Origin of the sequence: Legionella santicrucis (assembly GCF_001468135.1) — a bacterium.
Lineage (GTDB): Bacteria > Pseudomonadota > Gammaproteobacteria > Legionellales > Legionellaceae > Legionella > Legionella santicrucis.
On record NZ_LNYU01000023.1, the window covers coordinates 1 to 25460 of the forward strand.

A 25460-nucleotide genomic window follows, 5' to 3' on the forward strand; every position below is an offset into this window, starting at 1 on the left:
TTTTGGCGGTAGCTTTGGTTAGAATATAAAGAGGATCAGTTCTCCTAATAAACTTCTTGAAAGTTTATTAGGGGTGACCTATTACTAACGTTACCAAGCCAAGTAGTAAACCTCTGGGACCCCAATAAAATATTTGGGGTAAAGCTTCATAAAGCAAAGCAATAATAATAAGAGCAAGCCAAGTTGGCCAACGGTTATTGAGATTTTTTAAACGATTGTGCCTTACAATCTTGTTGCTATGACTTCCCTTCATATTGTTCTTATTTCCCTTTTAATTATTATAAAAATATGATTTTCACGAGGTTTTTTGGGGAAATTTAGCCTAAAAACTGACGTTAAAATAAAGCGTGCATCTTTTTATACAATAAAATCAGTAGATTATTAGGCTATTAGCAGAACCCATCAAACTGGAGGAAATAGATCTTGAAATTTAACTCTAGTTTTTAAATGTAATGCTTTTTTCCTTTTCTTCGACAGATCAAAGAGCTTATAGATTATTATAGGGATCACAAAGCTAACCGTACCAATATAGAAAGCGAGTTTATAGGTGGGATCCTTATTGAGTACCAGGAAAAACAAGGCGATAAACATAAGTACGATTGCAAGAATTCCGGTATAAGGTGAGTAAGGAGTTACATAGCGAAGATTTTCTGTAGTATATCCTGCTTGATATAATCTGCTTCTAAAGCGAATTTGTGAAGTACATAAAGAAATCCATGCAAGGGTACCAGTAAAACCAGATACCAGAAGTAGGGCTATATAAAGTTTTGTTTGCCCAAAAAAGTAACCTACACCTAAAAGGATCCAAATAGTTATTAAGGTAGCAATAACGGCATTTTGAGGTACGGAGTTTTCATTAAATTTTGCAAAGGTATGGGGTGCCATTCCATCACGAGCTAAGGCGTTCAGGGCACGTACAGTGCCGTAAAATCCAGAGTTAGCGCAAGATAATGTTGCACTAAGGGTCACAAAGCTGGTTACTGCACCAGCCCATTTTAGATTATAGAAGTTGAGTGCATCAGCAAATACTGAGTTTGATAATCCTGCTTTTTGCCAAGGAAAAATTAATACCAAGCAAAATACTGGAATAATGTAGATGAAAAGAATTCTTAAAGTAACATTTCTGATGGCGTGTGGAATCATTCTCGCCGGGTTTTCTGATTCTCCAGCAGCAAGGCCAATGATTTCAGATCCTTGATAATTTACAAGCAAAAGAACCATAGCTGTTAACAATGGCATGGTTCCATTAGGAAGGAAACCTCCATCACCTATGATATATTTAGTCCCAATTATGCCATTAGATTCTGGGCTATGGATTAAGCCAAAGAAAATTAAAATTGCTAAAATAACAAAGCCCAATAAAGCTAAAATTTTGATTAAAGCAAGCCAGAACTCAATTTCACCAAAAGTATCTACTTTTGCAAGGTTAATATAAGTAATCAGTAAACCAAAACAAATAGCCCATATATAACCATTCACTCCGGTAAACATTTCCATTATTATTCCCCCCGCTACACATTCAGCAGGGATATATGCTACCCAACTAATCCAATAAGACCATCCTACGCCACAAGCAACTGATGGAGATATAAAGTCGGCGGTATAAGTAACAAACGAACCTGATATTGGAATAGCCACAGCAAGTTCGCCCATACACAGCATAGTTAAGAAAATGATTAAACCGCCTAGTATATAAGCTAAAAATACAGATGGACCGACCAGGTTTATAACTTCACCTGTCCCTAAAAAATAGCCTGAACCAATAATCCCTCCTAATGCAATAAGTTGCACATGGCGATCTTTTAATCGGCGGCTATAACCACTGTCTTTAACGGTTTTTTCTGTTTCTACTGTACTATTTTTCACGAGCTGTTTATTTCTCACAGGTTGCCATGATTTTGGGTGACGCTATGTTATATTCATCTGCAATAATTTAAAACTATTCTTAATTAAAAAAGCAGAAAAATATTTCCTATATTACATTAAATTTTTTTTCTACTAATGTAAAAGATGATTCAACGCATTATTATAAATCATTTTTCATCTATTTGAATATTTTTTTGCTAATTTGATGAAAATTATTATGAACAAAAGCCAGAACATTCATAATTAGTTTTGCAAGAACGCATTAAAAAAGCCCAAAAATGATAATTCAACGACTCTATGACTCGTTTAGGTAAGAATAAAACAAATAATAATTACAAGCTGTTGCATCATCACTCAACTTAAGTATACTTTTCTATACGCCGCTGTAGCTCAGTCGGTAGAGCAGTTGATTCGTAATCAAAAGGTCGGGAGTTCGATTCTTCTCAGCGGCATTGTAAAATCAATGAGTTACAAAATTTTCTTGAAGTGGTCTGTTTTTGTGTCGCATCTGTGTCGCAGTTAAATCTCTTTATTTAACTTGTTCTGGTATTTCTTAAACTCTTAAAAACGCATTTGCAATTGCTATAATTTTAATAGTTCAAATTGATTTTTCTTATAATTAAAAAAGTCAGTCTTGTGCAAATGATGGAGTAGATGCCAAATGAAAAAGCCATATGATATGAAATTAATAACACTACACCAGCATTGGTTGATTGCTGAGGCAAATGACAGACTTTTAAAATCTGACTTAAATAAAAGTGATTATGAATACATAGCTAGTTCATTTGAAGGGAGATTTTTTAATCCTAAAATGACAGCAGCCTTAATTTTCAGTATGCAGAGGGTCGCTGTAACTTATGCATTAATATATGTAGTAATTGAGGGGTATAAACAATCAAATTTTAACAATGTCTTGATTGATAATTTGTTGAGTCGATCTGATTGTGTTGAGGCCTTAAGAAGGTTAAGAAACGCCACATTTCATTACCAATCCGTCCCTTTTTCGCCTAAGGCGGTCGATTTCATTTTGATAGGTGACAGTGAACTGTGGATTAAAGAAATTCATCAGGCATTTAAAAAATTTTTCGAGCAAGAGTTGGAATTAGAAAAAAATATTAGTGAGTTCAATAAGGTTAGCAATGAAGAATACAATATTTTTACCCTCCTTCAATCAAAATTAAAGTAAATACAACAGTTTTTATTGAAATTGAATGGGATACATCCCCCTGATTGCTCATTTTATTGATTTCTAATCACCCAGTATTACGTTTTTTTCAAACTTTGAAAAAACGTTCCATTTTTGATGAGTAATGAGCACTTTAACTAAAATGATAAAGAGAACATATTGAATTAAAATTATGCGCTTGAGTTTTGAGAAAGCTCTTCCTCCTCATCATTCGGTGATATTGGTTCCATAGAAAATACTAATTGTTGACCTAGAACAGCCGCGACTCTTTCCAATTGCTTTATGTTAGGAGAATGATGTGGGTCTTCTAAACGAGATATTGCAGGCCATGATGTATTCATTGCTCTTGCGACTTCCGCGATAGTATGAGCAGTATGACTTCTTGCCCAACGGACTAATAATGCTGATTGTGCGCTTGCAGCAGGAGGAATGAATAGGTAATTTTCATCATTAATCTTTGAAGGCTCTGGTATTTCCATTTTTTCATCGATTCTACCCTCAATTGTCAGAGTTAATACTTCAGACGCATTAAAAATTGCTTCTTCTATATCATTTCCTTCAGTTATGGCTTCAAGAAAGTCTGGGAAACTTACCAAAAATCTTCCATCATCTTGTTTTTCAAATAATGCTGGATATAAAACTTTCATGATAATTTTACCCCTGTTTGCTTTTCAATTGTAGAAATTAAGCCTCTGCCTAATTCGGTTTTTCCATGTACGGGAACAGTTGTTCTTAAATTACCTTTTCCCATTCGATAATGAGAGCCTTTGCTCCTAAGAACTTTCCAGCCATGATCCTCAAGAGTTTTTATTACCTCTTTTCCTGTCATTAAAGTCTTAATTAAAGTACGTATATCAAAAAAGATATATCTATTTATATATTAGGTCAATATTGACTCGTTAGCAATCATTAAGATTTAAAAATATACAAAAAGGTGAGGTTATTTGAATTAATCATAGTAAGCGTAGGTCGAACTTTCGCCCGACATTTTTATTTTCCACAACATGCAAACAAATGTGATAGTGTTTTACATGTCTAAAGGGGATGAAGAAAGTCGTTTCGATTAGATAGATAAATGTTGAGTAAGTCTGAGTGATTGGAAAAAAATTGGAGGGGAACAATTTAAGCATGGTCATGCTCGAAAATAATTTTTTAACGAATTGATACTTTTAAATTTTCTATTATTTTATTCATCTTTAAATATAATTCTTACTCATTTCTTTCTGAAGGAATGATAGTCGAGTTCCCATCAGCAAAGGGCAATGAAAAATGACTTTTATTGTGAATAAGTATATCGGTCAAAAGAAAAGTTAGGTTGTTGGATATCTTTATATTCAAAATCATAACATTCTTCTATAGGCAATTTAGGAAATCTTACTCTAAAATATTCTCCAATACCTGCCTCTGTATCATCATTAGGGCTATTTTCCATAACTAAAAATGTATTTCCTGAAGAAAAGTCATGGGTATAAAATTGAGATGAAAGCAGTGCAAGCAAACCAGTAACAGCGCCAATAAGATTTTTAAAGTTAGCTTCCTGAAATTCATGATGGCGATCATGTTTAGTGGCATTATAAGCTTTATACCAGTCAGGAGATTTTTCGTCCTTAAATAATTCAAAAGGCTTAGTTGTTTTTTGTATACCATGCCAATTTGGAAGGATTATTTCATAGTCAGAGAGAAAATGACTCTTATTTACTTTCATATAATCTTTAATATCCCATTTTCCTTTTTTATTGTAACCATTCTCCCTTAGAATGGCTTTAAAATTAGCTTCTACTTCGACACAAGTTCTAAATAAAAGTTCATGCACTCTGAAAGAGTAGGTATCCAAATTTATATCTGAAGGTTCTATATAATCAAATAAATTAAGCAGGTCTTTTTGAATTAAATGAAATGCTCTTACGTAATGTGCTGCATCTTGAGCAAAACTTGGGTGTTTTATATATACAGCTTTTCCACTATTTGCATAACTTCCATCTGTGAATTGTCTGCAAGTCCTGATATATGGATTTTTAATTCCCATTATTTTCCCCAAGAATTTAAATTAAATTTAATAGATCAAAGCCAAGTAAGCGTTGATCATTAATCATGACAATTGGACAAAGCCTATTTGGCTTTAGTTAACATTTTATGTGTAACTTTCTCTTGATTCTCAATTTTACTGATATAGGCTTGAGTGACCCTCATCAAATTGGCTAATTCTTCTTGAGTTAACCCAGCTTGAATACGAGCCAATGCAACTGGATTATCAATGTAATCAGCAGGATTAAAGATCTCATAATCCTCATTTTCTTGAGTATGCTTTAATTGCTCAGTAATTTGATGGCGTAAAGCATTGTAAGTAGCAACAGGTAATGAAACATATTCGACTTTGCCATCGAGAGATTTAATTGTTTGTAAATTCATTTGTACGCACCTCCACGGGGTTTAATTTTCTCAATAGAGATAATTCTCACTTCATCATCCCTGTCGAAAATAATTCGCCATGAGCCAACACGCAGACGAAAATAAGGTTCGCCTTTTAATTTTTTATATCCAAGATTGGATCATCTGGATCTTTACCAAGCTAGCCGTTTGTTTTGCAAACGGGATTTAACTGACCTTATTCATTAGTAAAAATATAGGGTTTTAAAAGCTCAACGAGCCGATGTCTATCAACAATTCCTGAAGCTGCCTGTTCAATAATATCGGGTAAATCATCATTTTCTTCTAAAGCATAACCATTCAAATCAAGAAAATAAGTAGCACTCAAAAAAGCAGTTCGTTTATTACCATCGGGAAAAGCATGTGCTTTAGCAATGCCAATGATATAGAGAGCTGTTAACTCAATAATATCATTGATGTTTTCATAATGATGGTGCTGTTCAGCGCGTTTAAGCGCAGACTCAAGTTTCCCTATGTCAGTAACAGAAGCATTAGATAATATTTCGCCTTGAATAAATATCACATCTTCTACTGTTAAAAAAATTAATTCCATTATTTATCCGCTAAGGCTTTAATAGTCGCAGCATGTCGCTCTTTTAATTTGGCCACAGTTTGGGCGCGTTTTTTATGTTTTACTTCTTCAAGCTGAGCCTCAGTTGGTGTACCAACTTTAGCTATGATAAAAGGCTCTTGTCCTTTGCGAGTAAAGCAAATTTGTTCACCATTGGCGATTTTTTCCATGATTTCACATAAATGTTCGCGCATATGAGTATAAGACACTGTTTGCATGGTTTTCTCCGCATTTCCTGTACATGTACAGTATAGTTGATTTTATATACTCGTTTCAAGTCAACTTGGCTAAACGAAGTGCAACCTAACACTACCTGATCAATTATTGAATCTAAGTTTTATCATATGAAGCAGCTGTTGCAGCAAATCGCCGAATCAGTGTCTAAGATGTGGCGTTCACTCATGCTTACGTGTTCATAATTATGGTGTGTTCATTAAAAATGAACAACATAAAAAAATGAACATGATTGCTTAACTATAAACCTAAAATACCAGAAATTAGAGTTCCTAGGGGTTATGTGTTAAAAGGTGGGCTACTGAAATTTAAATGTAAACCATTATCTAAAAAATAGGGGACAATTGGGACAGTGGGGCAACCGTATAAACACAGGGTTTTAGGTGTACCAATATAAAATATTCACTTGGGACAAATGGGACAGATTCTGTCAGCAAAATTTTTTTAGTAACAATGAATATCATTGAATAACAATGAGATCACAGGCCTTGAAAGCGCTTGACTCCCTTTTAAATTCCAAGCAATACTTCTCGCGAGCTGTAAACTTTTACGGGTCCACGGTCCTGTAAAAGTCACGAAAAAATGAAATATCACGACTTTTCTCCGGCCGGACAGTCAACTGATATTCATCGAGCAGGACGTATATCGTCGGCATTAAGCTGAATGAATAATCATTTGAGGTTCTATATGAATAAAAAACCATCTCGTTTACAACTGTTAAACGAATTTGAGTCTGCACCAACTTCCGCATTGTTTAATCAACAAACATTGGCAGCTGTTTTAGACTGTTCTACCCAACTTTTGGAACGCAATCGCTGGGAAGGAAAGGGCGTTCCCTATCTTAAAATAGGCCGCAAGGTTTTGTATCGCAAAAGTGACGTGTTGTCTTTTCTCCAACAACAAAAAATCTATCGCTCTACTGGTGACGAAGGGGAATACCTTTCACTGGTCAACGAATAAATTCCATAAAAATAGATTGTTCACGGATGGATAGGTTTCTATCTTCCATGAGCGCTGCTGGAGAAACAACAGTTATGCTGCAAAATCAGATTATTACATTAAAAAACAAAAACGATCATAACCCTATAACCTATGAATATGCTGGTGGTTGTTTTAAATTAAATGAGCAGGGCGTGTCTTTCCTTGGAAAAGATAAAGACGGTAACCCAATAGCACCACGCTGGGTTTGTTCTCCTTTGTATGTGGTAGCTAAAACACGCGATGCTAAAAGTGGGGAATGGGGTCGATTACTTGAATGGCAGGATGATGATGGCATTCTCCATCAATGGGCAATGCCTTTAGCCTTGTTACAAGGCGATGCTTCTGAAGTAAGGAGAGAATTAGCTCGCCTTGGTTTAAGCATCTCACCCCATAAAATTTCCCGGGATTTATTGACCACCTATTTGCAGGTCTTTCCTGTAGAAGACAGAGCGCGTTGTGTCGATAAGCTGGGCTGGCATGAAAATCTTTTTGTTACTGCATCACAAACCATTGGCCATTCATCCGAGAAAATTGTTTTTCAAAACAGTCATGCCGTTGAATCAGCTATGTCTGTATCGGGTACTGTAGAGGATTGGCGAGCAACAATAGGTCAGCTTGCCTCGGGTAATTCTCGATTAATTTTTGCCATCTCCACTGCTTTTGCTCCTGCATTGTCGAAACTTGCAAGTGAAGATTCAGGTGGATTTCATTTTAGAGGCGCTTCTTCAAGTGGTAAAAGTACTGCTTTAAAAGTAGCAGCTTCCGTTTGGGGTAATCCACAGGCTTATTGTCGCTTATGGCGCAGTACGACTAATGGTCTTGAGGGACTGGCTGCTTTGCATAATGATGGTTTATTAATTTTGGATGAGTTAAGCCAGATAGATCCCAAAGAGGCAGGAGAGGCAGCTTACTTGTTAGCCAATGGCCAAGGGAAAACACGGGCCTCGCGGCATGGAACAGTGAAACAATCGTCTCGATGGTCATTGTTCTTTCTCTCTGCTGGAGAGGAATCCTTGATGTCTTTGATGGCCAGAGTAAGGCAGAAGACGAATGCTGGACAGGAAATTAGGTTAGCCGACATTGAAGCCGATGCTGGGTTCCACATGGGGATTTTTGAAAAGATTCATAATCAACTCAGTCCAGCTACCATGGCTTTATCTTTAAAGGAATATTCCAGAAAATATTTTGGTGCTGTGGGTATGGCATGGCTGCAAAAAGTAGTGGCAAACCAACAAAGCATTGCAACTGACATTGATGATGCGATACAAGAATTTGTGAATAGTGCTGTCTTACCAGGGGCGACAGGACAAATTATCCGCGTAGCCCGTCGATTTGCGTTGGTTGCTGTTGCTGGTGAAGTGGCCAGCCAATATGGATTGACTGGATGGAAAGAAGGCGAGTCTACTTACGCAGCCTATAAATGTTATCGAGCATGGTTGGAGCATTTTGGCATGGAGGGTAATCGGGAAGACAGGGTAATCTTAGCGCAAGTTAGAGCCTTTTTTGAGTCCCATGGTGCCAGTCGGTTTGATAGTATAAGAGCGCCAAACAATGAACGGATTCAGAATCGAGCCGGGTTTTATTATACCGATGATGCGGGCTTTCGCGTGTATATGGTATTAACGGAAGTATTTAAAAAAGAATTATGTCAGGGATTTGAGCCTAGAACGGTAGTTCGGGTGTTAATGAACGAAGGCTGGTTGAAGCCAGCAGCAGATGGAATGCCTACTCATAAGCCAAGAGTCAAAGGAGTGGGAACACCTAGGCTTTATGTGTTTACAGAGAAAATCTGGGGTGGGGAATAAGACCCTAGAAATTTGTCCCATTATTTCTAAGTTATGGGACATATTGGGACGGTGATAAGCCAGTGTTTATGCGCAGTCCCATGTGTCCCAATTGTCCCAGTTAATTTTTAAGATATAACCACAGTGTATTACGCGATTTAATCCCCATCTCCTCACGAATCAGCCAACACGTCTTGTAATTCTCATATTCAGGCAGAAGGTAAGAATACATTTGCTTTGCATACAAATAACGCCAACTTTTCGTACTGGATAAACGATGCTTGGTCAATGTACTGCGCCAGATGATACGGATTTCTTCATAGGATTTTAATTGGAGCAGATTACCGTATTGTTTTGTGAGCCAATTAAAAAGATTGAGTACCGCTTTCTGGCTTTCAGTTCGTATCGGTATGGTTCGGTCTGTGGAGTTAAACGCAATGTCTCGGGTTAACCAGAGAGAACATTCACGAACTTGGATACGTGGTTGAATCAGAATCGCTTCTTTGAACGTGAGACCAAATTCGGTTTGTAATCCCATAATGACCCTTGCTAAAGGGTCATTGAGTGACCTCCAAAAATCTGGAGGGATTATTTTCTTCCTCTTTTTTCTTGCTTTAGGTCTTGAGAGTTCAAGCGATTGATTATCGATATTGGCAACAGAACAATCGTTCATCTGTAAAAAACGGCGGATAATAGTCATATAACGCATGATGGTGACTGGGGTAACATTTTGTTTTTTCCAGTAACGCACCAGCTTGTGAACCTGCTCAGACTGCAAAGCCTGCCATGAAGGTGGAACCTGTCGGATAACAAACAAATCATCAATCATCTTACGAATGACATAAGCACGGTGCTTCCTGTACAAGTATTTACCTTGCCTGTCCAGTTTAATAAACCGATTAGCGAATTGTCTTAAGGATTGTGTACGCATCTTCCCATCTGCAAAAATTAGTAAAAAAAGAATTTGCCCTGTGTATTGTTTAGTGTTGGTCGAGCGGCTCACTCTCTGTTGAAACCCGGTAAAAACCGTAAAGCTCGAAGAAGGGGGCAAATCAATCGTTATAAGGCAAACGATCTCGCCATTACAACTAGGTTTTTCTGGTATTCTTTTCTCCTAAATAAAGTAAATGAAAGCGATAAAGCAGGGCTTTATCCCCAATCCATGGTCAAAAGAAATGACTTAGAGTTCCGAAAAACTCCCTTTACCGAATAGCAAAGGTTCCTGAAGGGTTCCCGACTATACGTCCAGCCACAAGGTTAGGGAATGAGAGTGGCTTAGCATAAGACGCCTAAGCGTTTCATCGGATTTTCACCGATTCATCAGTCATGCTTCATTTAAAAAATAACAAAGTGCGGATCTGGGTGCAAGGCCATTACAGGAAATATTTTGTCCTATCTTATCTGGTGCGTCAGGACAAAAGGCTTTTTGATGCTTGATGTGGGTGGGCTAAATAAGGTGAATGTTGCTGCGTCACTGCTGGGAAATTGCAGTGACGCAGGAATGAGATACATGCTATGAATATTTCATAATATAGCTAACCATAGTATAGTAATCGAAGCTTATGAACAGATTTGCTATCGTGTTTCGCGATATATTCATCCAATGTTGGATGCTTTGCTTTCATTACGCTTTTAAAGCAGCAGCAATTAGTAAATATACACTAGTTATCGCATAAGAGTGTTCATAAGCTAATTTATTTAATTACCTTGATTAGCATATGGCATACTTAGAGAAACTTAAAGCTGCATCAACTATTCAGGATCTAGCCGCTCTTTTAAATCTTAAAGCCTCTCACTTGGCGTACGTTCTTTTTGTTTTACCAGATGAAACAAAATATAAACAATTTGAAATTCCGAAGAAAGCAGGCGGGGAGAGAATAATTAATGCCCCCCACGAAAGACTTAAGCATATACAGAGATGTCTAGCCCATTTACTTCAATATTGTGTACTAGAAATAGAACACTCTAAACCCCAGCCCACTCCTAGAGTTTTATCACATGGATTTAGAAAAAAAACGGAAGTTAATCCAAATAGAAAAAGTGATATATCTATTGGTATCCACACTAATGCCTACAGTCATCAAAATAAAAAATATGTATTAAATTTTGATTTATCAGGGTTTTTCGGTTCATTTAACTTTGGCCGAGTACGTGGTTTTTTTATCAAAAACAATGATTTTGGTTTGCATCCATCTGTTGCTACTTTAATTGCACAAATCGCGTGCTTTAAGAATGAATTACCACAAGGAAGTCCTTGCTCCCCCATTATAACTAATCTTATTGCACATATTCTCGATATACGGTTAGTTCGATGGGCCAAAAAAAACAGATGTTCTTATTCGCGTTATGTTGACGATATAACACTATCTACAAACCAAGAAATTCCCCAAAAATTAGCTACACAATCAGAGGAACTGATGAAGTGGAGCCTAAATAAGGAAATAGAAAACATCATTACACACTCAGGTTTTCAAATAAATCCATTGAAAACCAGGCTTCAAATGCACTCTTCAAGACAAATTGTCACTGGGCTTGTTGTAAATAAAAAGATTAATGTAAAAAAAGAATACTATCGCTCCACTAGAGCAATGTGCCATGCTCTATATTGTACAGGTAGTTTTTTTCTATTAGGAGATAAATCTAAACCTGGTACTTTACAGCAACTTAACGGAATATTAGAGTATATTTATTTTATAAAACAAAAAAATCATTGCAATAAGGAACCTTGTTATAAGACAAATGTTGAACAGCATAATATAACAAATCTATACTCCCAGTTTTTGTATTTTCGCTATTTTATCGCACTTGAGAAACCATTGATTATCTGTGAAGGTAAAACAGATGTGGCCTATTTAAAAATAGCAATAAAGCAACTTAAAAAACAGGGTAAATATCTTCTTCCACATCAAATTGACTTTTTTCATTTCACGGAACGAATTAGCGAGGTTATGCACATCAATGCTGGTACAAGTCTACTGAAGAAATTTATAGAAAACTACAAGAAAAATATTGCGTTTACAAAACAAATTCCACGAAGCCCTGTTATTGTGTTGCTGGATAATGATAAGGCCGCTGGTGATGTAATACAATGTTTAGAGAATAAATTTAAAAAAACTAATGTGAATTATGATCGTAAGAAAAACTTCATTTATCCTGTTATAGAAAATCTTTATGTTGTGTTATTACCAATCAGAAATCCTCCGGAGGATATTATAATAGAGAATTTCTTCGAAAAATCGGTATTAGAAACTAAGTTAGGAGAAAAAATATTCTCTCCTGAAAATGGTAATGGTTTTGACTCCCAGCGGCATTATAGCAAACAAGTATTAGTAGAAAAGGTCATACGTCCTAAACAAGATACAATAAATTTCTCTGGCTTTACGGATATATTAGACAACCTAGTGACAGCAATTGAACAATATAAACCAGGACCTGATAAAATCCAGGATCAAGCAGTAAGTATAATTTAGAGTGAGGATGTATGGCGGACTTTTGATGTGGTCAAGCGAAATGAGACACACCATTTAAGCAGCGTTTTTTAATGTGACCATATTTTCTTCAAATTGATTTTGACAGAATGCATTGTGTCAGGTTTTGTTTTTTTTCTTACTTGCCTAGAAATTGTCAAAACTAATCCCATATCAGTTATTCTAAATTCTAGAATCTAGAATGGTAAGGGCAATTATTAATATGCAATCTGCCCCTTATTTTTTCATTGCCACATTTGAGGAACTTAATCTAACAGCAAAGAAGGTTTAAAATCTCTAAAATAAGCATTCTTAATTTTTGTTGCATGCGATTTGATGATCTTTACAGGCTTTAACTTTATCGCATTTAAAGAAAAGTTAGCTATAGTTTCAAATTCTGTATCAATATTAGTCATTTCTCCATTATAATTTAGATAACGAATAATTTTACCTTCCAAAAATGACTGATAGCTAGGGTTTGAATGAACAGAGGTCGGAAACCCCAAGATATTTAAATTTGTTCGATCAAAACCAAATCCAATGATGATTATTTCTTTAGCATCCGTTATGAGGGATTTAAGATGTGGCATATGACTGGTGCTGTCACGCATAGTTTCTATATTGTCTTTTAATTCAACAGCCTTGGCGAATCTTTTCGTACTGCTTATACTTTTATTGGCTGTTTTCTTTTCAAAATTATACTTCCCATACTCAAATTCGATATTTTTATATAGACTCCCGTACACGTGCTCTATTCTATATTGCTCTAAATATGATAAATCAGGGTATGTATTTTTTAATATTTCAATGTTAGATAATGTGTTATATAAATAATAATCTAGGCTCATATCATAGTTAAAAGTAATAATTTTTAACTTTGGATCAAATATATTGGCTGGATTATCGGCACAGCCGTATAAAATGTCATTTAAAAGATAGGGATACCAATGGTCATCGTATTTGTTCTTTTCGGATTTTCCCCAGAATGAAACATTAAAATCATTTATATTTTCTAATTTAAGAAGAGTATAAACAATCATTAATTTCCCAGCTTTTTCATGGCTTGGGTTGTCACGTAAAAAGATATCAATCGATACAGGAGAATACTGATTAATAGCTTCTTTAAGTTCATTAAGCTCTTTTATTTCATTTAGCTTAATTTTTAAAAAGAAATACCCCTTATTATCAAGTTGTATCATTTCTCGTTTTAGCGACGCATTTATTTGATGATTGTTTATTCGTTGGTTTTCTGGAATATCTGAAATTTTAGGACAAAATTTATTATTCTCAGTAAACATAGATAAATTGAAATTACTTGGGGGCTCTGTTTGTTTTAATGGAAAAAATACTTCGTCCGTTTCTATATTATCAATTAATTTTTTAACAAGCTCAGCTCCAGTAGGATATCCATAATTTAAACTTGAACCTGCGCCTAGAATTAACAAAGTGTTGTGCGAAAACATAAACATCTTAATTTTGCAATGAAATAGCTTAAGATTAGCCGCTAAAAATAATCTAATCAATAAAATAACATAATTATAAAGTAATATTTAAAATAAAAAAGGGGGTAAATTAGTCATAACAATAAGGCTTAAGTTTTTTCTTTTGCATGATTGTTTTTGTCTTTCGGTCTCTCTTTGGTTGTCATTGAAAGGAGCCCTTAAAATTTTAGTGAAAGGATTCGATTCTAGAGCCTAGCCTTTGATATTCCTGAAAGCTACTGTTACTTAAAGTAACGTTGATTAATAAAATCATGCTTTATTAATCATAATTATGCTATATTCTGATTAATAAAAAGCGAGGTTATTAATCATGGAATGGAATTGGAAGCTTGAGGATTGGCCTAATTTTACTTGGGACTCAGATAAATTAGTTGTATATGAACAGTCTTTTACTGAGGGTGCGGGTATTATTATTGGTTCCTCACAACATATTTCTCAAGAAGGTAAGCAAAATTTATTTATCGATTTAATGTGTACGGATGCTTTGGATAGCTCTGAAATTGAAGGGGAGCATTTAAACAGAGATAGCGTTCAATCTTCTATAAAAAAAGAGTTAGGGTTGTCTACAGAAGCTCCTAGAGCGAGCATGGCGGAGCGTGGGATCGCTAAAATGATGGTTAATTTATATCAAACAATTCCTAGTCCGCTGACACATCAGGTTTTATTTGAATGGCATCAATTTTTAATGGGTAATAGCCATCATTTGGAACATATTGGTCAATATCGTAAGCATGAAGAAGCAATGCAAATTGTTTCTGGGCCTGATTATGATCGAAAAATCCATTTTGAAGCGCCTCCTTCAAAATGGGTTCCGGCCGAAATGGAGCAATTTATTAATTGGTTTGAACGGAGTTCTCTTACTGGTTCAGCTCCTTTACCTACATTAACCCGAGCAGGAATAGCTCATTTGTGGTTTGAGAGTATCCATCCTTTTGAAGATGGGAATGGAAGAATAGGGCGAGCTATAGCTGAAAAAGCCTTGTCGCAAGGATTTTCAAAACCAGTAATGACGGTATTAGCAAAAATATTATTAAAAAAGAGAAAGGAATATTATCAACAATTAGGTTTAGCAAGTAAAACCTTAGATCTAACCTCTTGGTTGTTATGGTTTGCTAACATCGCTTTAGAGGCGCAACAAAGCACTTATTTGTATATTGATTTTATTATTAAGAAATCGGTCATCTTAAGGGAAGCGGAAGGAAAAATTAATACAAGGCAAGAAAAGGTTTTATTAAGATTATTTCATGCAGGGCCAGAAGGATTTGTAGGTGGCTTAAGTGCTAAAAATTATATGAGCATAACAGGCGCGCCCATCGCTACAACAACCAGAGATCTAAATGATTTGGTTAAAAAAGATATTCTCAAACGAACTGGCGAACTTAAAGCGACTCGTTATTTTTTAAATCTCGATAAGGCTTAAATGGAGTTTGCTGAATTTGGTAATTCTAAGTGCCTAGCATCACTAAATGATAAGGGAACGAGATAATAAATGAAAACATTACAAGTAGGAATTATGTCACGAGATAAATTTCAGAGTCGTACTATTGAAATTGCTTCTGGACGTTATAAACCTAAGAAGAATGAACCTAAGATTTGGTTTAATTCAATCAAATCACTATGTGAAGTATTCAATGAAGATAATATGAGGTTATTGAAAATAATTGAAGAACAAAAGCCTGAGTCAATTAAAGAGCTTGCTGACTTAAGTAAACTTGAACCGGGTAATTTGAGTCATACACTTAGCACAATGGCACGTTATGGAATTATTGAAATAAAGAAAATTGGGAAACGCTCTAAACCAATTGTTAAGGCTTTAGATTTTAATATTCACTATAGTGCCGCTGGATAATATTATATTCTTTAAATTTTAAACTATCCGGAAATCCCGGAGAGATCATTTTATAAATCTAAGCATCAGCATGTTCCATTTTGGAACTGACTGCTTATATTTTTGAATTTGGTCGGATTAGGTGTCGTATTTTTGTTTTCAAAAGTGTCGTATTTTTGCTATAATCATGTTGTAAGAAACTATCGGAAACAGAGCTATGTCACGCGTATCACTTAGAAGTAGAATTGAGAAAAAGATCGGCCGATCTAAACGGCAGGTTTTTTTACGCTCTGATTTTGAAAAATTAAGTGATTATGATCAAGTTGGCAGAGCATTAAAAGAATTATCCAGAGAAGGAAAGTTGCTCAAAATAGGTTATGGTTTGTATGCAAAAGCTAGAATAAATAGAATTACTGGCAAACCCATGCTTGCTGCTGAGGGCGGTTTTACAGCTATCTCTAAAGAAGCTTTAACCCGACTTGGTGTAAAATGGCAATATTCCGATGCAACGAAATCTTATTTGACGAACTCTACACAAATACCCGCAAATGCTGAGGTTGTTGTAAAAAGCAGGTTTAACCGTAAACTTGGGGTAGGTAAGTTTAAATTAAAAGTTGTTAATTCTTGATGGAAGTTCTAGACCCTACTATTTTTGCAGATGTTGCTGATGCGTTCGGTATAGAAGAGCCCATTCTAGTAGAAAAAGATTACTACGCTATTCAGTTACTCAAATGGCTTTATTCAGTCAGTGATTTTTCATACTCATTCATATTTTCAGGTGGAACTTCTTTATCGAAGGCTCATATAAATACTTTTCGCATGTCAGAAGATGTGGATATTAAAATAATTCCATCTTTAGATATTCAGAAGAAATCAAGAAGCGTCCAAAGAAAATTAAGGGGACAACTTTATCAAAAACTACGTGACTTGTTAGAAGATCATGAAACATTTAAGTTAATTGAGTCACAGAAATTAGATGAAGGTAAATTTCTTCAATACTACATTGAATACCCTCGTTATCATCAATTGATTGATGCGATTCGCCCTGTAATTCAATTAGAAATCACAGAATCCCCTTTGCTTGAACCACCAATTATTAAGCCAGTTTCCTCAATGCACGCCGAAGCTCTTCGGTTATCGCCAGAACTTTCACAATGTCCATGCGCAACTATAGAGGTCACAGCCAGTGAAAAATTTGTATCGTTGTTAAGAAGAACTGCGGCATATGCCAGAGATAATGAGAAAAAGGATGATGAAACTTTGATTCGCCATATCTATGATCTCCACCTTATTAACCAATCCAATGCAGACATGACTAAAATAAGTAGATTCATAGAGCAAGTCATTAAAATTGATATGGAGGAATTTGGTAACCAACATCCACAATTCCGAGATGATCCATATAAAGAGCTAAGATATGGATTTAAACTGCTCCAAGAAGATATTAAGCACAAAGACAGATATCAAAATTTTATTGGACCTTTGGTATACAACCAAAACACCGCTAGCTGGGAAGAGTCGATGAAATCACTCAATGAGAAAGTTTCTTCATGGATAAAGGTATAGGCCAAAGTGCATGGAGAAAAATATCGGCTACTCTTAAGGCTTTAGATTTTAATATTCAATATAGTGCTGCTGGATAATATTATATTCTTTAATTTTGAACTATCCGGAAATCTCGAAGAGTTCATTTCGAAAATCTAAGCAGCGGGTTCCAAAATGGAACATTCTGATATTTAGATTTTTTATTTGGCAGGCAGTGTCTGCCAAATCTTGGATAGCCTCCTTTCTATCCATTATTTTTTTGTTTCTTTAATTTGGTACACGGTGTGTTCCAAATTAGATATGATTTAAATATGGAACGCAGTGCGTTCCGAATCTATGTTATAACTTTACCTATGATTTGGATCTCATTGCGATCCAAATTAAATATTACTCTCAATTCGGACCGCACTGCGGGCCATAACTAGAGAGGCATTTTTATATCTGTTCTTTATCAGCCTGCATTGGGATAACTTCAGCTGAATCAATTAATTCCATACACTTTAGAATATAAGTAGTAACAAGCTGCATTGGTTTTCTTAACCGCTCAACATCGACAATAATGTATCCCGCAGTAACATCATTACTCATCTTATGGTTCATTAAACGCTTTAAAGCATAAGCAGGGATATCCAGACTTTCTGCAATGGTTATGAATGTTCGTCTCAAATCATGTACTGTGAAATGAACCCCCGAATTTTTTGTCACATGTGCCATTTGTTTGCGCGGTTCTATGATGTGACCTGCGGCTCCAGCTCCCGGGAAAACATAGTCATTAATTGCTTTTGCTTTTCTAACGATCAGCAAATCATAAAGAAAATCCGAAAGGGGAAGGGTATGGGATTCATTGTTTTTGGTTTTATTGATAGTAAATGTTTTCGCTTTTAAGTCGAGGTCAGACCATTTTAATGTAGCTGCCTCTTGTCGGCGTAGTCCTGTTAGTAAGATGAGTAGCAAATAATCACGTAAAGTTTCATTTTGAATTTGTTGTAATCCTGTATACCATGCGGCGAGCTCATGAGATTTTATATAAGTTTTTCGTCGTTCAATACGATACCAAGCTCGTGTTTGTGATAGGCGTTTGACTGGGTTATCTATGAAAAGAGAGTGCCCACTATTATCTTCGTATTGCCCTGCAGCAAAATTGAATAGAGCACGGAGTATTCTCATGGCCAAATTAGCATAGGCTTCACCACGCTCCTGGCCTAGTTTTTCGTGATATTTAGCAATGCGATCTCGGGTAATAGATAACATCGGTTTACTTTTCCAGCTGGTGAAAGCTTTATCTAATATATGTTTGTAGTTATCTAACGTTTTGGGTTTCAAGTTCTTTCTGGTTTTAATGTAGTCTTTAAAGACTTGATTGAGTGTTATATCTTGAATTTCTGCTGCCTTTTTCTCAGCAATCGGATCAATCCCCATAGCGATTTGCCCCAAGAGATGCAGGGCTTTATTCTTTGCCATTTCAGCGGTTAACTCTGGGTAATGCCCTAAAGTAATTCGGCAGCGTTTTTTATTGATGAATTTTTCAACGAAAAAGGCTTTTGCTCCTCCCGAAGTAACACGTATGCCAAATCCCTTTAGGTTGTCATCGTAATATCTTTTTTGTGCTGTTTTTCCTTCCTCCGTTGCTTGAGGAAGAGGGAGGTTTTCTACGTTTGTTTTGTTTATTTTCATAGTCGACTTTTATGTTCGGTTTTTTATGTGTCGCAACTGTGTCGCACTTGTGTCGCACAATTGTTTAAAATTCATTAATAGAACTTATAACGTAATATTGCTGTAACATCAAGTAAATAAAAGGAAATTAAAAGAATTTCAAAAAGTGTCTAATCAGCTAAAACCCCTAATTTACTAATTCGTAATCAAAAGGTCGCGTGTTCGATTCACATCAGCGGTATCAATAGAATCAATAAGTCAAAGTGAAAAGTTGTAGGCGAATTTTAACTCCAAGTGCGAGAATCATTTTTTTGCTGTTGTATAAACAGTTCATTGGGCGTTTTGTATCCGATACACTTCCTCGGACACCGGTTCATTTTTGCTGCTATTAAATCAAGTTCCTCTTGGGTGATTAAGTTAATTTTAGCATTTTTAGGCAAGTATTTTCTTAGCCGACCATTCATATTTTCATTACTTCCTTTTTGCCATGGTGAATGAGACTCGCAATAATAAACCTCACACTTCATAGTCTCCTCGAGATATCGATGATCGGCAAATTCTGAGCCTTGATCAAAAGTAATTGTTTTAATCATTTTTTTAGGTACGCTTTTGAATTTGCTATGTATCTTTTCCATAACTCCTCGAGAATGCTTACTACTATTTTTAATGAGGAAAACCATTCGCGATTTGCGTTCAACAAGTGTTGCTACTACTTCACTCTTGTTCCCTTTAAATTCAATGGTATCTCACTTCCCAGTGACCAAAACGAACTCTGGAATCGATATCCTCAGGCCTTTGGGTGATTAGATAAGGAGCTCCATAGCGACAAGTTCTATGTTTAAAAAGCTTTTGCCTTCTAGCTTTCTTAAAGGTTAATGAGTGATAAAGAGCCTTCTCATTAGATTGGTATACATAGCGGTAAATAGTTTCTGGGCAGGCATAAAAACTCAAATTTTGACGTTTCATTCGACCAGAGATCTGTTCAGGACTCCATCCCTTATCGACTAATGACCTAACCACATAATTTCGTAAAACACCATTATTTTTTAGTTTATTAGGGCGATTACTTTTGGCTCTATCCAGAGCTTTCTGATGAGCAATAATGGGTAAATAAACTCCTGACTCTTTATTCCTATTTAATTCTCTGTATAGCGTTGAGCGATGTCTATTCAGTTTAAATGTAATCTCTCGTATCGATAATCCCATTTCAATAAAAATAAATAATCGACGTCGATCTGTTACAGTTAATTGAGTATACATGTCCCATGTGGCAGTCTCCTTTGCTGTTTCAAGTTCCCCAAGAACCATGATACAGCTTTTTTGACTGTCGCACTTCAAATTAGAATCCCCCGTATGAATTAACGGTTCTTGCTTTTAAAACGTTCCCGTTAACGTTCCTTTTGAGTCTTTGCTAGGTTCTTGTTACTTCTAATTTTATATGATTATTATACATTCTATTTTCACCGCCCTCTTTTTTAATTTCCAACCAAAAGAACATTGATTAATGTTGTATTTGGTAATTCAAGCTTTAGAATAAATAGTCTAAAACTCAAGACATATGCTTATTGGACCATTCATCATGATTAATCATAAACACATAGTTATATTAATTATTATTTTAATCTCTATTGCTCTATTTATTTTCAATTAAAGGGCTTTCAGATCAACGACACGGATAGTTATCCAGATATTGTGCATACCTTCAGTAGTAACTGACGGTTGAATTGATTCATGTTTCATTTTGGCCATGGCAATATTCCTCAAGGTAAATGCTATATCCAACCATTTTGAGCATATAATGATCATATTGTTATGGTGATATGTCATATTTAGATTTTAAATAGCAATGTCATAACATAGATGCATAGCTTATTAGTTCAGCAGGGTGTTTTAGAATTTGTAGCTGCTAATTTTCCCATTTTTTCAAGGAATATTACTTTAGCTTCAGCTAAGGTGTCAGGATTGAGATTACATAAACAAAGCTTATAATTATCAGAGAAAGTAATTTGATAAACTCCACCAATCTCAGAATAATTAAGACCAATGATTCTTGGCTCATTTGCCATTTCTGCTATAATTAAAGGATCTTCCCCTTCCATCATTTGCCTTTTAGCAGTCTCAACAATTACTCGTCCCTTTAACGATTTTTCTCTAGCGTGATCCTTAAAAAATACATTTATAAACCCATGCTCAGTGTCTCGTTTTTTTTCTGCATGAGGTAATATAACTGAGGACATAGCATGACAAGCTTGAGCCAATTCTTTTAAACAAGCGATATTTGCATTGAAATCAGAGGGATTTATTGAGCGTCGCTTAAAAGCATTGATGAGTTTACGTCGGGTTATATTGATTAACTCGGACTCAATTGGGAGTAGTATACTTTCTTTCTTTTCTAACATGTAGCTATCCTTTATACGTTTATTAAACTGAAAAACGGAAATTGTTTTAATTTATCATAAAAATTTATAACACCGCGAAGATAAGCCAAACATTATTGTCGCTGGTTCGTTATTATTAAACACAAACTATACATCTGCAAAATAGAAAATTCGTTTAAGAAAAACAAGGGGCAGTCATTATATTCCTATCCATCTTTAGTGGAGTAGTAGTTATCACTAATTTTAAAATGAGGGACTAAAAAGTATTCAAGAAGTATGTCTCGTGCTTTAGCGCCAATTAAAAAATAAGCACAATTATTTGCAGAAGCCACTTTCTTAATGGGTTTAAATAACTCAACATCTGAGGGGAAAAAATTATTCCATTTCTTTTTTAATGTATTGCTCATAAATAAGGTTCGCTGTTTCTCGATTTCTTTCATCAAGAGAATTCAATAAATCTGCATATACCAGAATGTGGGGCACAACAGTGGAGTCTTCAGTGTCAAAGATCCCCAATTTTTTTAATAGCTCAATATTGCCATGAGTGTTTTTCTTAAGTCTAAATTTTAATTGTAATTGGGGCAAATCATTGTCTGCATACAAGGTGATGCGCTCAGGTTTTAAATAACGGGTTAAATGGCTTGCTGCAATTTCACTTCCCCACAGGAAATTAAATTCCGATGGTTTTACTTCTTTTAACTCATTCATTAAATCGGTAGAAAATTTCCCTAGAATTAATTTAGGACGTAATTTTTCTGCGTAGGCGATACACCATTTATTCAAGAGTTCTTCTTTGTTTATCAAAATGCGAGCACCATTTTGTTTTATGATGAGATAATTATATTTTTGGAGCATAAGAAAAGTTTTATTAATACTTCCAAGTGCTACATCACTCATTTTAGCAATCTCTCGATATGGGAGATTACTTGCGCCCTTAATCGCTAATAGGATAAAAATAATTTTTATATTGGCGCTATTAAGATCAAAGATAATTTCATCATACGACGATAATTTTTGTAATGATTCGCCTGTTGCAATTGTTCTGCAAGTGCTTTGTTAGCATAATGGGTCACTAACAAACACAGGGATTTAGATGTCTCATCGTACTTTTTTCTATTATATAACGCATAACTTCTTTGAAAATGTTTTGGTGCCTGATAGGGCTAATAAAAAAGAAACGCGGGATATGGGATCAACTTACTAATATACTCAGTTTGTGTCAGTATATGCAGTGATCGTAAGGGAATAATATAAATCTGTGAAAATGGCGATTAACAAAGTCTAAGGATATCTTATGAGATTACCGCATGTAATTCCTCAATGGAGTTTTGGGGTTAGTATTTTTTGTTTTATTACCATGGCTCAGGCAGGAAAACCCTTATGGACTTTCACACCGGATAAAAATTTTCCTCCGAAAATATCAGTTAGTACAACCGGCACAGCAACGGTGTTGTATACTGTGGCGAATAACTCCTCAAAACCCCATAATTTGGTACTCAAACCCCAAGTAGGAATAAGTCAAAACACCCCTTGTACGCTTGGTCCTAAAGGCTCTGGAAACGCTACTTGTCAATTAACATTAACCATTCATGGAAGTGAATTACCCGCATCTGGTATCGCAGGAGGCCCTGCACTTTGTCAGGAAAATCCGGATGGAAGTCCAAACTTTAATCAATGTTATCAACCGAATCAAGCTGACGTGTTGACAGTAACGGTGGCACAAGCAGGCCCACTTCTGAGTACAAGTACAACCAATCTGGCGCTTAGTGTGACAGGCTTAACATTAAATTCGCTTCTCTCTGGCCAACCCAGAGTGATCACCATAACTAATACGGGAAATTCTTCTGCAAGTGGATTGTCCTTTATTAATGCTAATTCCTGGCCTTTAAACACGAAGGCCACCTCCGATTGTAATGGCGACCTGGAGCCTGGCAGTTCCTGCACGATTACTGTAATTCCTGGCCCTACAGCGACTTCAGGAGCAAACAGTACACCATGCACTACCGGAATTGAACCTATACCCAGTGTTGTTTCTGTGACTTCAACCAATGCCAATACCGTTTCAACCAGCGTTGTGGTCTTGGGATATGCCTGTATTTATCAAAGTGGTTTTATTTACGCAATGATAGAAACAGCGGATACGTCAAAAAGTATTGGAGGAAACGTAGTGAGTTTAAATGATCAGGCTCCTCCCAATCTTGGTGGCAGTCCTCAACCAGGAAGTCTAATCTGGAGCTCAAATGGACAGGGCTCCGCTAGTGTAAATGTAAGTTATGATCTTATTCCTGGTATTGATGAGACTTCAACGCCAGGAAGCCCGTCTCCAAGTTATAGTGATTTTTCCACTTATTTTTCAAGTAACTATATTCCCTCAACACCCTTGCCTCCCTCTGTGTTTAATGCATGTCTTGGGGAATCGGATGGTAAGTGTAATACTCAAAATATTCTGACATATTACAATACCTACATCACAAATTACTCAGCGATAGGCTCACCTCCCTTCACCGTTTCTTCTGGACCGACTCCTTTGATTTACTATGCTGCAGGTCTTTGTGCCAAATCTATTGATGGCTATTCAGATTGGTATCTACCGGCCCTTTGCGAAATGGGCTTGTGCGCGCCGGGTGAGCAAAACATGGAAAGCAGTCTTCTTCCCGTATTATTTGGAAGTCCCGTTGCGCCTAACCCAAGTACTTCTTGTCCATTAGGCCATTCTTGTCTTGCTGGCATTTATTGGAGTTCTACAGAATCGAATACTCTTGACCCCATCAACAAAGCCTTTTTTAATAACTTTACTTTAGGAGGCTCCATTTATCTTTCAGCACCGAAATCTGCTCTGCTTGGTGTGCGTTGTGCGCGAGAATTAACTATTTAATCTCGGATTCTTGCCATTGAAATTGTCTCTGGGCGTTATAAGCCTAAGAAAAGTGAACCTAAGATTTGGTTTAGTTCAATCAAATCACTATGTGATGTAAACAATATGAGGCTATTAAAAATAATTGATGAGCAAAAGCCAGAATCAATTAAAGAGCTTGCTATCCTAAGTAAACGTGAACTGAGTAATTTGAGTCGTGCACTAAATACAATGGCTCGCTATAGAATTATTGAAATGAAGAAAATTGGAAAATTTTAAACAATCGCAAAGGCTTTAGGTTTTAACGTTCAATATAGTGCTGCCGTATAGTATTATTTCTTGCAATTTTGAACTATCTGAAAATCCCGGATAGTTCAATAGTAATTCAATTATTGAGTCCTTATTTGAATATTAAGCAATCCTATTTGGTTTCAAACAAGATTTAACTCATCTTATTCATTATTACAAGTAAGCGTTGGTATTAAAACCTCCATAGAATGTTTTAAAGAGATTTTTAGCCATCTGCTGATGAACTAATCTATGATAAACATGGTTTTTCGGGATTTCAGTTTTTTCTAAAAGGGATTATTTTTTAAGCACAGAGTTTAATCAAACAGTGGCTCAAAATAAAAAGTAAAAATAGTTCGAGTCAAGACTGTTTTTTTATTTTTTATTTGTATAAGATAGCCCTGCTTAAATTCTATTCCTTGTCCCTTTTCTGTGGATATCTTTTTTATCAAATTATAAACGACTAATCAGTAACATATTAAAAACCTTACCGTGTCTGAATTATAACATTTTAAATTTCTGCAATTTCATTTAAGTTATTCACATTTTCTGTGGATAAGTCTGTTTATAGTCTGTCAAACTCCTGGTGGAATTTAGAAGTCAATCAGATGATTTATCATTTACCAAGGTGTTTTTTCATAAATGTACAAGCATAATAAAGCGGTCTTTTCATAGAGTTTTGCCATCGTTAGCCCCACAATTTCAGGTTACCTTAACTGTGATGCAACACGAATCTCTAAAATTTAATAAAAAGCTATTGACATACCAGGTAAAATAAGTAGAATTCACCGCTCGCCTCCAAGGGCCGGTTCATTAAGAAGAGAGAAGACAAACTGTGTGGGCACTTTGGAAGACTTTGAGTGCTAAGAAATATATAAAGAAGTAAGAAGCTGGTT

23 protein-coding genes, 1 tRNA gene and 1 pseudogene are annotated in these 25460 nt (G+C 35.7%); 11 read left to right on the forward strand and 14 right to left on the reverse strand.

All coding sequences use genetic code 11. The features are described from left to right. Positions 1-402: 402 nt before the first annotated feature. Complete coding sequence (locus Lsan_RS04705; RefSeq protein WP_193392680.1) at positions 403-1866, reverse strand: amino acid permease; 1464 nt, start codon at positions 1864-1866, stop codon at positions 403-405. Between the two features lie 379 nt (positions 1867-2245). Between Lsan_RS04705 and Lsan_RS04710 the strand changes: the two genes are divergently transcribed. Both Lsan_RS04710 and Lsan_RS04715 read left to right on the forward strand, forming a co-directional pair. After that, positions 2246-2318 (forward strand) — tRNA-Thr (locus tag Lsan_RS04710). A 209-nt stretch (positions 2319-2527) separates the two neighbouring features. Next, a complete protein-coding gene (locus tag Lsan_RS04715; RefSeq protein ID WP_058513363.1) occupies positions 2528-3052 on the forward strand; it encodes a hypothetical protein in 525 nt (174 codons plus the stop codon). 170 nt (positions 3053-3222) lie between these two features. Here the strand turns inward: Lsan_RS04715 and Lsan_RS04720 are convergent, their stop codons facing one another. From Lsan_RS04720 to Lsan_RS04745, 6 genes are all read right to left on the reverse strand, one after another. Beyond that, positions 3223-3699: a type II toxin-antitoxin system HicB family antitoxin gene (locus Lsan_RS04720; protein WP_058513364.1), complete on the reverse strand. Its 477-nt coding sequence runs from the start codon at positions 3697-3699 to the stop codon at positions 3223-3225. Continuing rightward, positions 3696-3881, reverse strand: coding sequence for a type II toxin-antitoxin system HicA family toxin (locus Lsan_RS04725; RefSeq protein WP_058513365.1), 186 nt, complete (start codon positions 3879-3881; stop codon positions 3696-3698). The genes Lsan_RS04720 and Lsan_RS04725 overlap by 4 nt, the downstream gene beginning before the upstream one ends. Before the next feature lie 447 nt (positions 3882-4328). Then, positions 4329-5078 carry a hypothetical protein gene (locus Lsan_RS04730; protein WP_058513366.1) on the reverse strand — a complete coding sequence of 250 codons (750 nt, stop codon included), beginning with the start codon at positions 5076-5078 and terminating at the stop codon, positions 4329-4331. A gap of 83 nt (positions 5079-5161) precedes the next feature. Continuing rightward, on the reverse strand, positions 5162-5461 hold the full coding sequence (locus Lsan_RS04735; RefSeq protein WP_058513367.1) for a helix-turn-helix domain-containing protein: 300 nt from the start codon (positions 5459-5461) through the stop codon (positions 5162-5164). Between the two features lie 196 nt (positions 5462-5657). Then, entirely contained in the window at positions 5658-6032 is a 375-nt protein-coding gene (locus tag Lsan_RS04740; RefSeq protein ID WP_058513368.1) for a type II toxin-antitoxin system death-on-curing family toxin, read from the reverse strand. Next, positions 6032-6268 carry a hypothetical protein gene (locus Lsan_RS04745; protein WP_058513369.1) on the reverse strand — a complete coding sequence of 79 codons (237 nt, stop codon included), beginning with the start codon at positions 6266-6268 and terminating at the stop codon, positions 6032-6034. Before Lsan_RS04745 ends, Lsan_RS04740 begins: the two co-directional genes overlap by 1 nt. Positions 6269-6971: 703 nt before the next feature. On the opposite strand from Lsan_RS04745, the gene Lsan_RS04750 reads away from it, so the two are divergent. Beyond that, a complete protein-coding gene (locus Lsan_RS04750) occupies positions 6972-7244 on the forward strand; it encodes a MerR family transcriptional regulator (RefSeq protein WP_058513370.1) in 273 nt (90 codons plus the stop codon). Between the two features lie 74 nt (positions 7245-7318). Then, the gene (locus Lsan_RS04755; protein WP_058513383.1) at positions 7319-9070 is read left to right on the forward strand and encodes a DUF927 domain-containing protein; all 1752 of its coding nucleotides are present in this window, start codon (positions 7319-7321) and stop codon (positions 9068-9070) included. 100 nt (positions 9071-9170) lie between these two features. Here the strand turns inward: Lsan_RS04755 and Lsan_RS04760 are convergent, their stop codons facing one another. Continuing rightward, positions 9171-9980, reverse strand: coding sequence for a hypothetical protein (locus Lsan_RS04760; RefSeq protein WP_058513384.1), 810 nt, complete (start codon positions 9978-9980; stop codon positions 9171-9173). A 787-nt stretch (positions 9981-10767) separates the two neighbouring features. On the opposite strand from Lsan_RS04760, the gene Lsan_RS04765 reads away from it, so the two are divergent. Further along, positions 10768-12519 (forward strand): retron Ec67 family RNA-directed DNA polymerase/endonuclease, encoded by a 1752-nt coding sequence (locus Lsan_RS04765; protein ID WP_058513371.1) that lies wholly within the window; start codon positions 10768-10770, stop codon positions 12517-12519. Between the two features lie 263 nt (positions 12520-12782). On the opposite strand, the gene Lsan_RS04770 is transcribed toward Lsan_RS04765, so the two are convergent. Beyond that, positions 12783-13979, reverse strand: a complete 1197-nt coding sequence (locus Lsan_RS04770) for a hypothetical protein (RefSeq protein ID WP_058513372.1) — start codon at positions 13977-13979, stop codon at positions 12783-12785. A gap of 349 nt (positions 13980-14328) precedes the next feature. On the opposite strand from Lsan_RS04770, the gene Lsan_RS04775 reads away from it, so the two are divergent. From Lsan_RS04775 to Lsan_RS04790, 4 genes are all read left to right on the forward strand, one after another. Next, positions 14329-15438, forward strand: a complete 1110-nt coding sequence (locus tag Lsan_RS04775) for a Fic family protein (protein WP_058513373.1) — start codon at positions 14329-14331, stop codon at positions 15436-15438. A gap of 69 nt (positions 15439-15507) precedes the next feature. Beyond that, positions 15508-15867, forward strand: a complete 360-nt coding sequence (locus tag Lsan_RS04780) for an HVO_A0114 family putative DNA-binding protein (protein WP_058513374.1) — start codon at positions 15508-15510, stop codon at positions 15865-15867. Between the two features lie 196 nt (positions 15868-16063). After that, positions 16064-16474, forward strand: coding sequence for a DUF6088 family protein (locus tag Lsan_RS04785; RefSeq protein ID WP_058513375.1), 411 nt, complete (start codon positions 16064-16066; stop codon positions 16472-16474). After that, complete coding sequence (locus tag Lsan_RS04790; RefSeq protein WP_058513376.1) at positions 16474-17412, forward strand: nucleotidyl transferase AbiEii/AbiGii toxin family protein; 939 nt, start codon at positions 16474-16476, stop codon at positions 17410-17412. The genes Lsan_RS04785 and Lsan_RS04790 overlap by 1 nt, the downstream gene beginning before the upstream one ends. A 414-nt stretch (positions 17413-17826) precedes the next feature. Here the strand turns inward: Lsan_RS04790 and Lsan_RS04795 are convergent, their stop codons facing one another. The 5 genes and pseudogenes from Lsan_RS04795 to Lsan_RS04815 all read right to left on the reverse strand — a co-directional run bounded on the left by Lsan_RS04795 (position 17827) and on the right by Lsan_RS04815 (position 22319). Further along, complete coding sequence (locus tag Lsan_RS04795; RefSeq protein ID WP_058513377.1) at positions 17827-19065, reverse strand: tyrosine-type recombinase/integrase; 1239 nt, start codon at positions 19063-19065, stop codon at positions 17827-17829. 263 nt (positions 19066-19328) lie between these two features. Next, positions 19329-20304: pseudogene (locus Lsan_RS23485) on the reverse strand (IS30 family transposase). A gap of 617 nt (positions 20305-20921) precedes the next feature. Next, a complete protein-coding gene (locus tag Lsan_RS04805) occupies positions 20922-21443 on the reverse strand; it encodes a hypothetical protein (protein ID WP_058513378.1) in 522 nt (173 codons plus the stop codon). Between the two features lie 185 nt (positions 21444-21628). Next, positions 21629-21829 (reverse strand): hypothetical protein, encoded by a 201-nt coding sequence (locus Lsan_RS04810; protein WP_058513379.1) that lies wholly within the window; start codon positions 21827-21829, stop codon positions 21629-21631. Continuing rightward, complete coding sequence (locus tag Lsan_RS04815) at positions 21798-22319, reverse strand: type IV toxin-antitoxin system AbiEi family antitoxin (protein ID WP_058513380.1); 522 nt, start codon at positions 22317-22319, stop codon at positions 21798-21800. Before Lsan_RS04815 ends, Lsan_RS04810 begins: the two co-directional genes overlap by 32 nt. 397 nt (positions 22320-22716) lie before the next feature. Here Lsan_RS04815 and Lsan_RS04820 point away from each other — a divergent pair, with 397 nt between their 5' ends. Next, on the forward strand, positions 22717-24297 hold the full coding sequence (locus Lsan_RS04820) for a hypothetical protein (protein WP_058513381.1): 1581 nt from the start codon (positions 22717-22719) through the stop codon (positions 24295-24297). 21 nt (positions 24298-24318) lie between these two features. Beyond that, a complete protein-coding gene (locus tag Lsan_RS23665; RefSeq protein WP_475001231.1) occupies positions 24319-24555 on the forward strand; it encodes an HVO_A0114 family putative DNA-binding protein in 237 nt (78 codons plus the stop codon). Positions 24556-25460 lie beyond the last annotated feature (905 nt).

Excerpts from the sequence above, each read along its gene's own strand:
- Lsan_RS04790 (WP_058513376.1), top strand. The coding sequence starts at position 16,474 with ATGGAAGTTCTAGACCCTACTATTTTTGCAGATGTTGCTGATGCGTTC.
- Lsan_RS04715 (WP_058513363.1), top strand. The coding sequence starts at position 2,528 with ATGAAAAAGCCATATGATATGAAATTAATAACACTACACCAGCATTGG.
- Lsan_RS04745 (WP_058513369.1), bottom strand. The coding sequence starts at position 6,268 with ATGCAAACAGTGTCTTATACTCATATGCGCGAACATTTATGTGAAATC.
- Lsan_RS04740 (WP_058513368.1), bottom strand. The coding sequence starts at position 6,032 with ATGGAATTAATTTTTTTAACAGTAGAAGATGTGATATTTATTCAAGGC.
- Lsan_RS04810 (WP_058513379.1), bottom strand. The coding sequence starts at position 21,829 with ATGAGCAATACATTAAAAAAGAAATGGAATAATTTTTTCCCCTCAGAT.
- Lsan_RS04720 (WP_058513364.1), bottom strand. The coding sequence starts at position 3,699 with ATGAAAGTTTTATATCCAGCATTATTTGAAAAACAAGATGATGGAAGA.
- Lsan_RS04735 (WP_058513367.1), bottom strand. The coding sequence starts at position 5,461 with ATGAATTTACAAACAATTAAATCTCTCGATGGCAAAGTCGAATATGTT.
- Lsan_RS04780 (WP_058513374.1), top strand. The coding sequence starts at position 15,508 with ATGAAAACATTACAAGTAGGAATTATGTCACGAGATAAATTTCAGAGT.
- Lsan_RS04815 (WP_058513380.1), bottom strand. The coding sequence starts at position 22,319 with ATGAGTGATGTAGCACTTGGAAGTATTAATAAAACTTTTCTTATGCTC.
- Lsan_RS04725 (WP_058513365.1), bottom strand. The coding sequence starts at position 3,881 with ATGACAGGAAAAGAGGTAATAAAAACTCTTGAGGATCATGGCTGGAAA.
- Lsan_RS04765 (WP_058513371.1), top strand. The coding sequence starts at position 10,768 with ATGGCATACTTAGAGAAACTTAAAGCTGCATCAACTATTCAGGATCTA.
- Lsan_RS04795 (WP_058513377.1), bottom strand. The coding sequence starts at position 19,065 with ATGAAAATAAACAAAACAAACGTAGAAAACCTCCCTCTTCCTCAAGCA.
- Lsan_RS04755 (WP_058513383.1), top strand. The coding sequence starts at position 7,319 with ATGCTGCAAAATCAGATTATTACATTAAAAAACAAAAACGATCATAAC.
- Lsan_RS04750 (WP_058513370.1), top strand. The coding sequence starts at position 6,972 with ATGAATAAAAAACCATCTCGTTTACAACTGTTAAACGAATTTGAGTCT.
- Lsan_RS04785 (WP_058513375.1), top strand. The coding sequence starts at position 16,064 with ATGTCACGCGTATCACTTAGAAGTAGAATTGAGAAAAAGATCGGCCGA.
- Lsan_RS04820 (WP_058513381.1), top strand. The coding sequence starts at position 22,717 with ATGAGATTACCGCATGTAATTCCTCAATGGAGTTTTGGGGTTAGTATT.
- Lsan_RS04775 (WP_058513373.1), top strand. The coding sequence starts at position 14,329 with ATGGAATGGAATTGGAAGCTTGAGGATTGGCCTAATTTTACTTGGGAC.
- Lsan_RS04760 (WP_058513384.1), bottom strand. The coding sequence starts at position 9,980 with ATGCGTACACAATCCTTAAGACAATTCGCTAATCGGTTTATTAAACTG.
- Lsan_RS04805 (WP_058513378.1), bottom strand. The coding sequence starts at position 21,443 with ATGTTAGAAAAGAAAGAAAGTATACTACTCCCAATTGAGTCCGAGTTA.
- Lsan_RS04730 (WP_058513366.1), bottom strand. The coding sequence starts at position 5,078 with ATGGGAATTAAAAATCCATATATCAGGACTTGCAGACAATTCACAGAT.
- Lsan_RS04770 (WP_058513372.1), bottom strand. The coding sequence starts at position 13,979 with ATGTTTTCGCACAACACTTTGTTAATTCTAGGCGCAGGTTCAAGTTTA.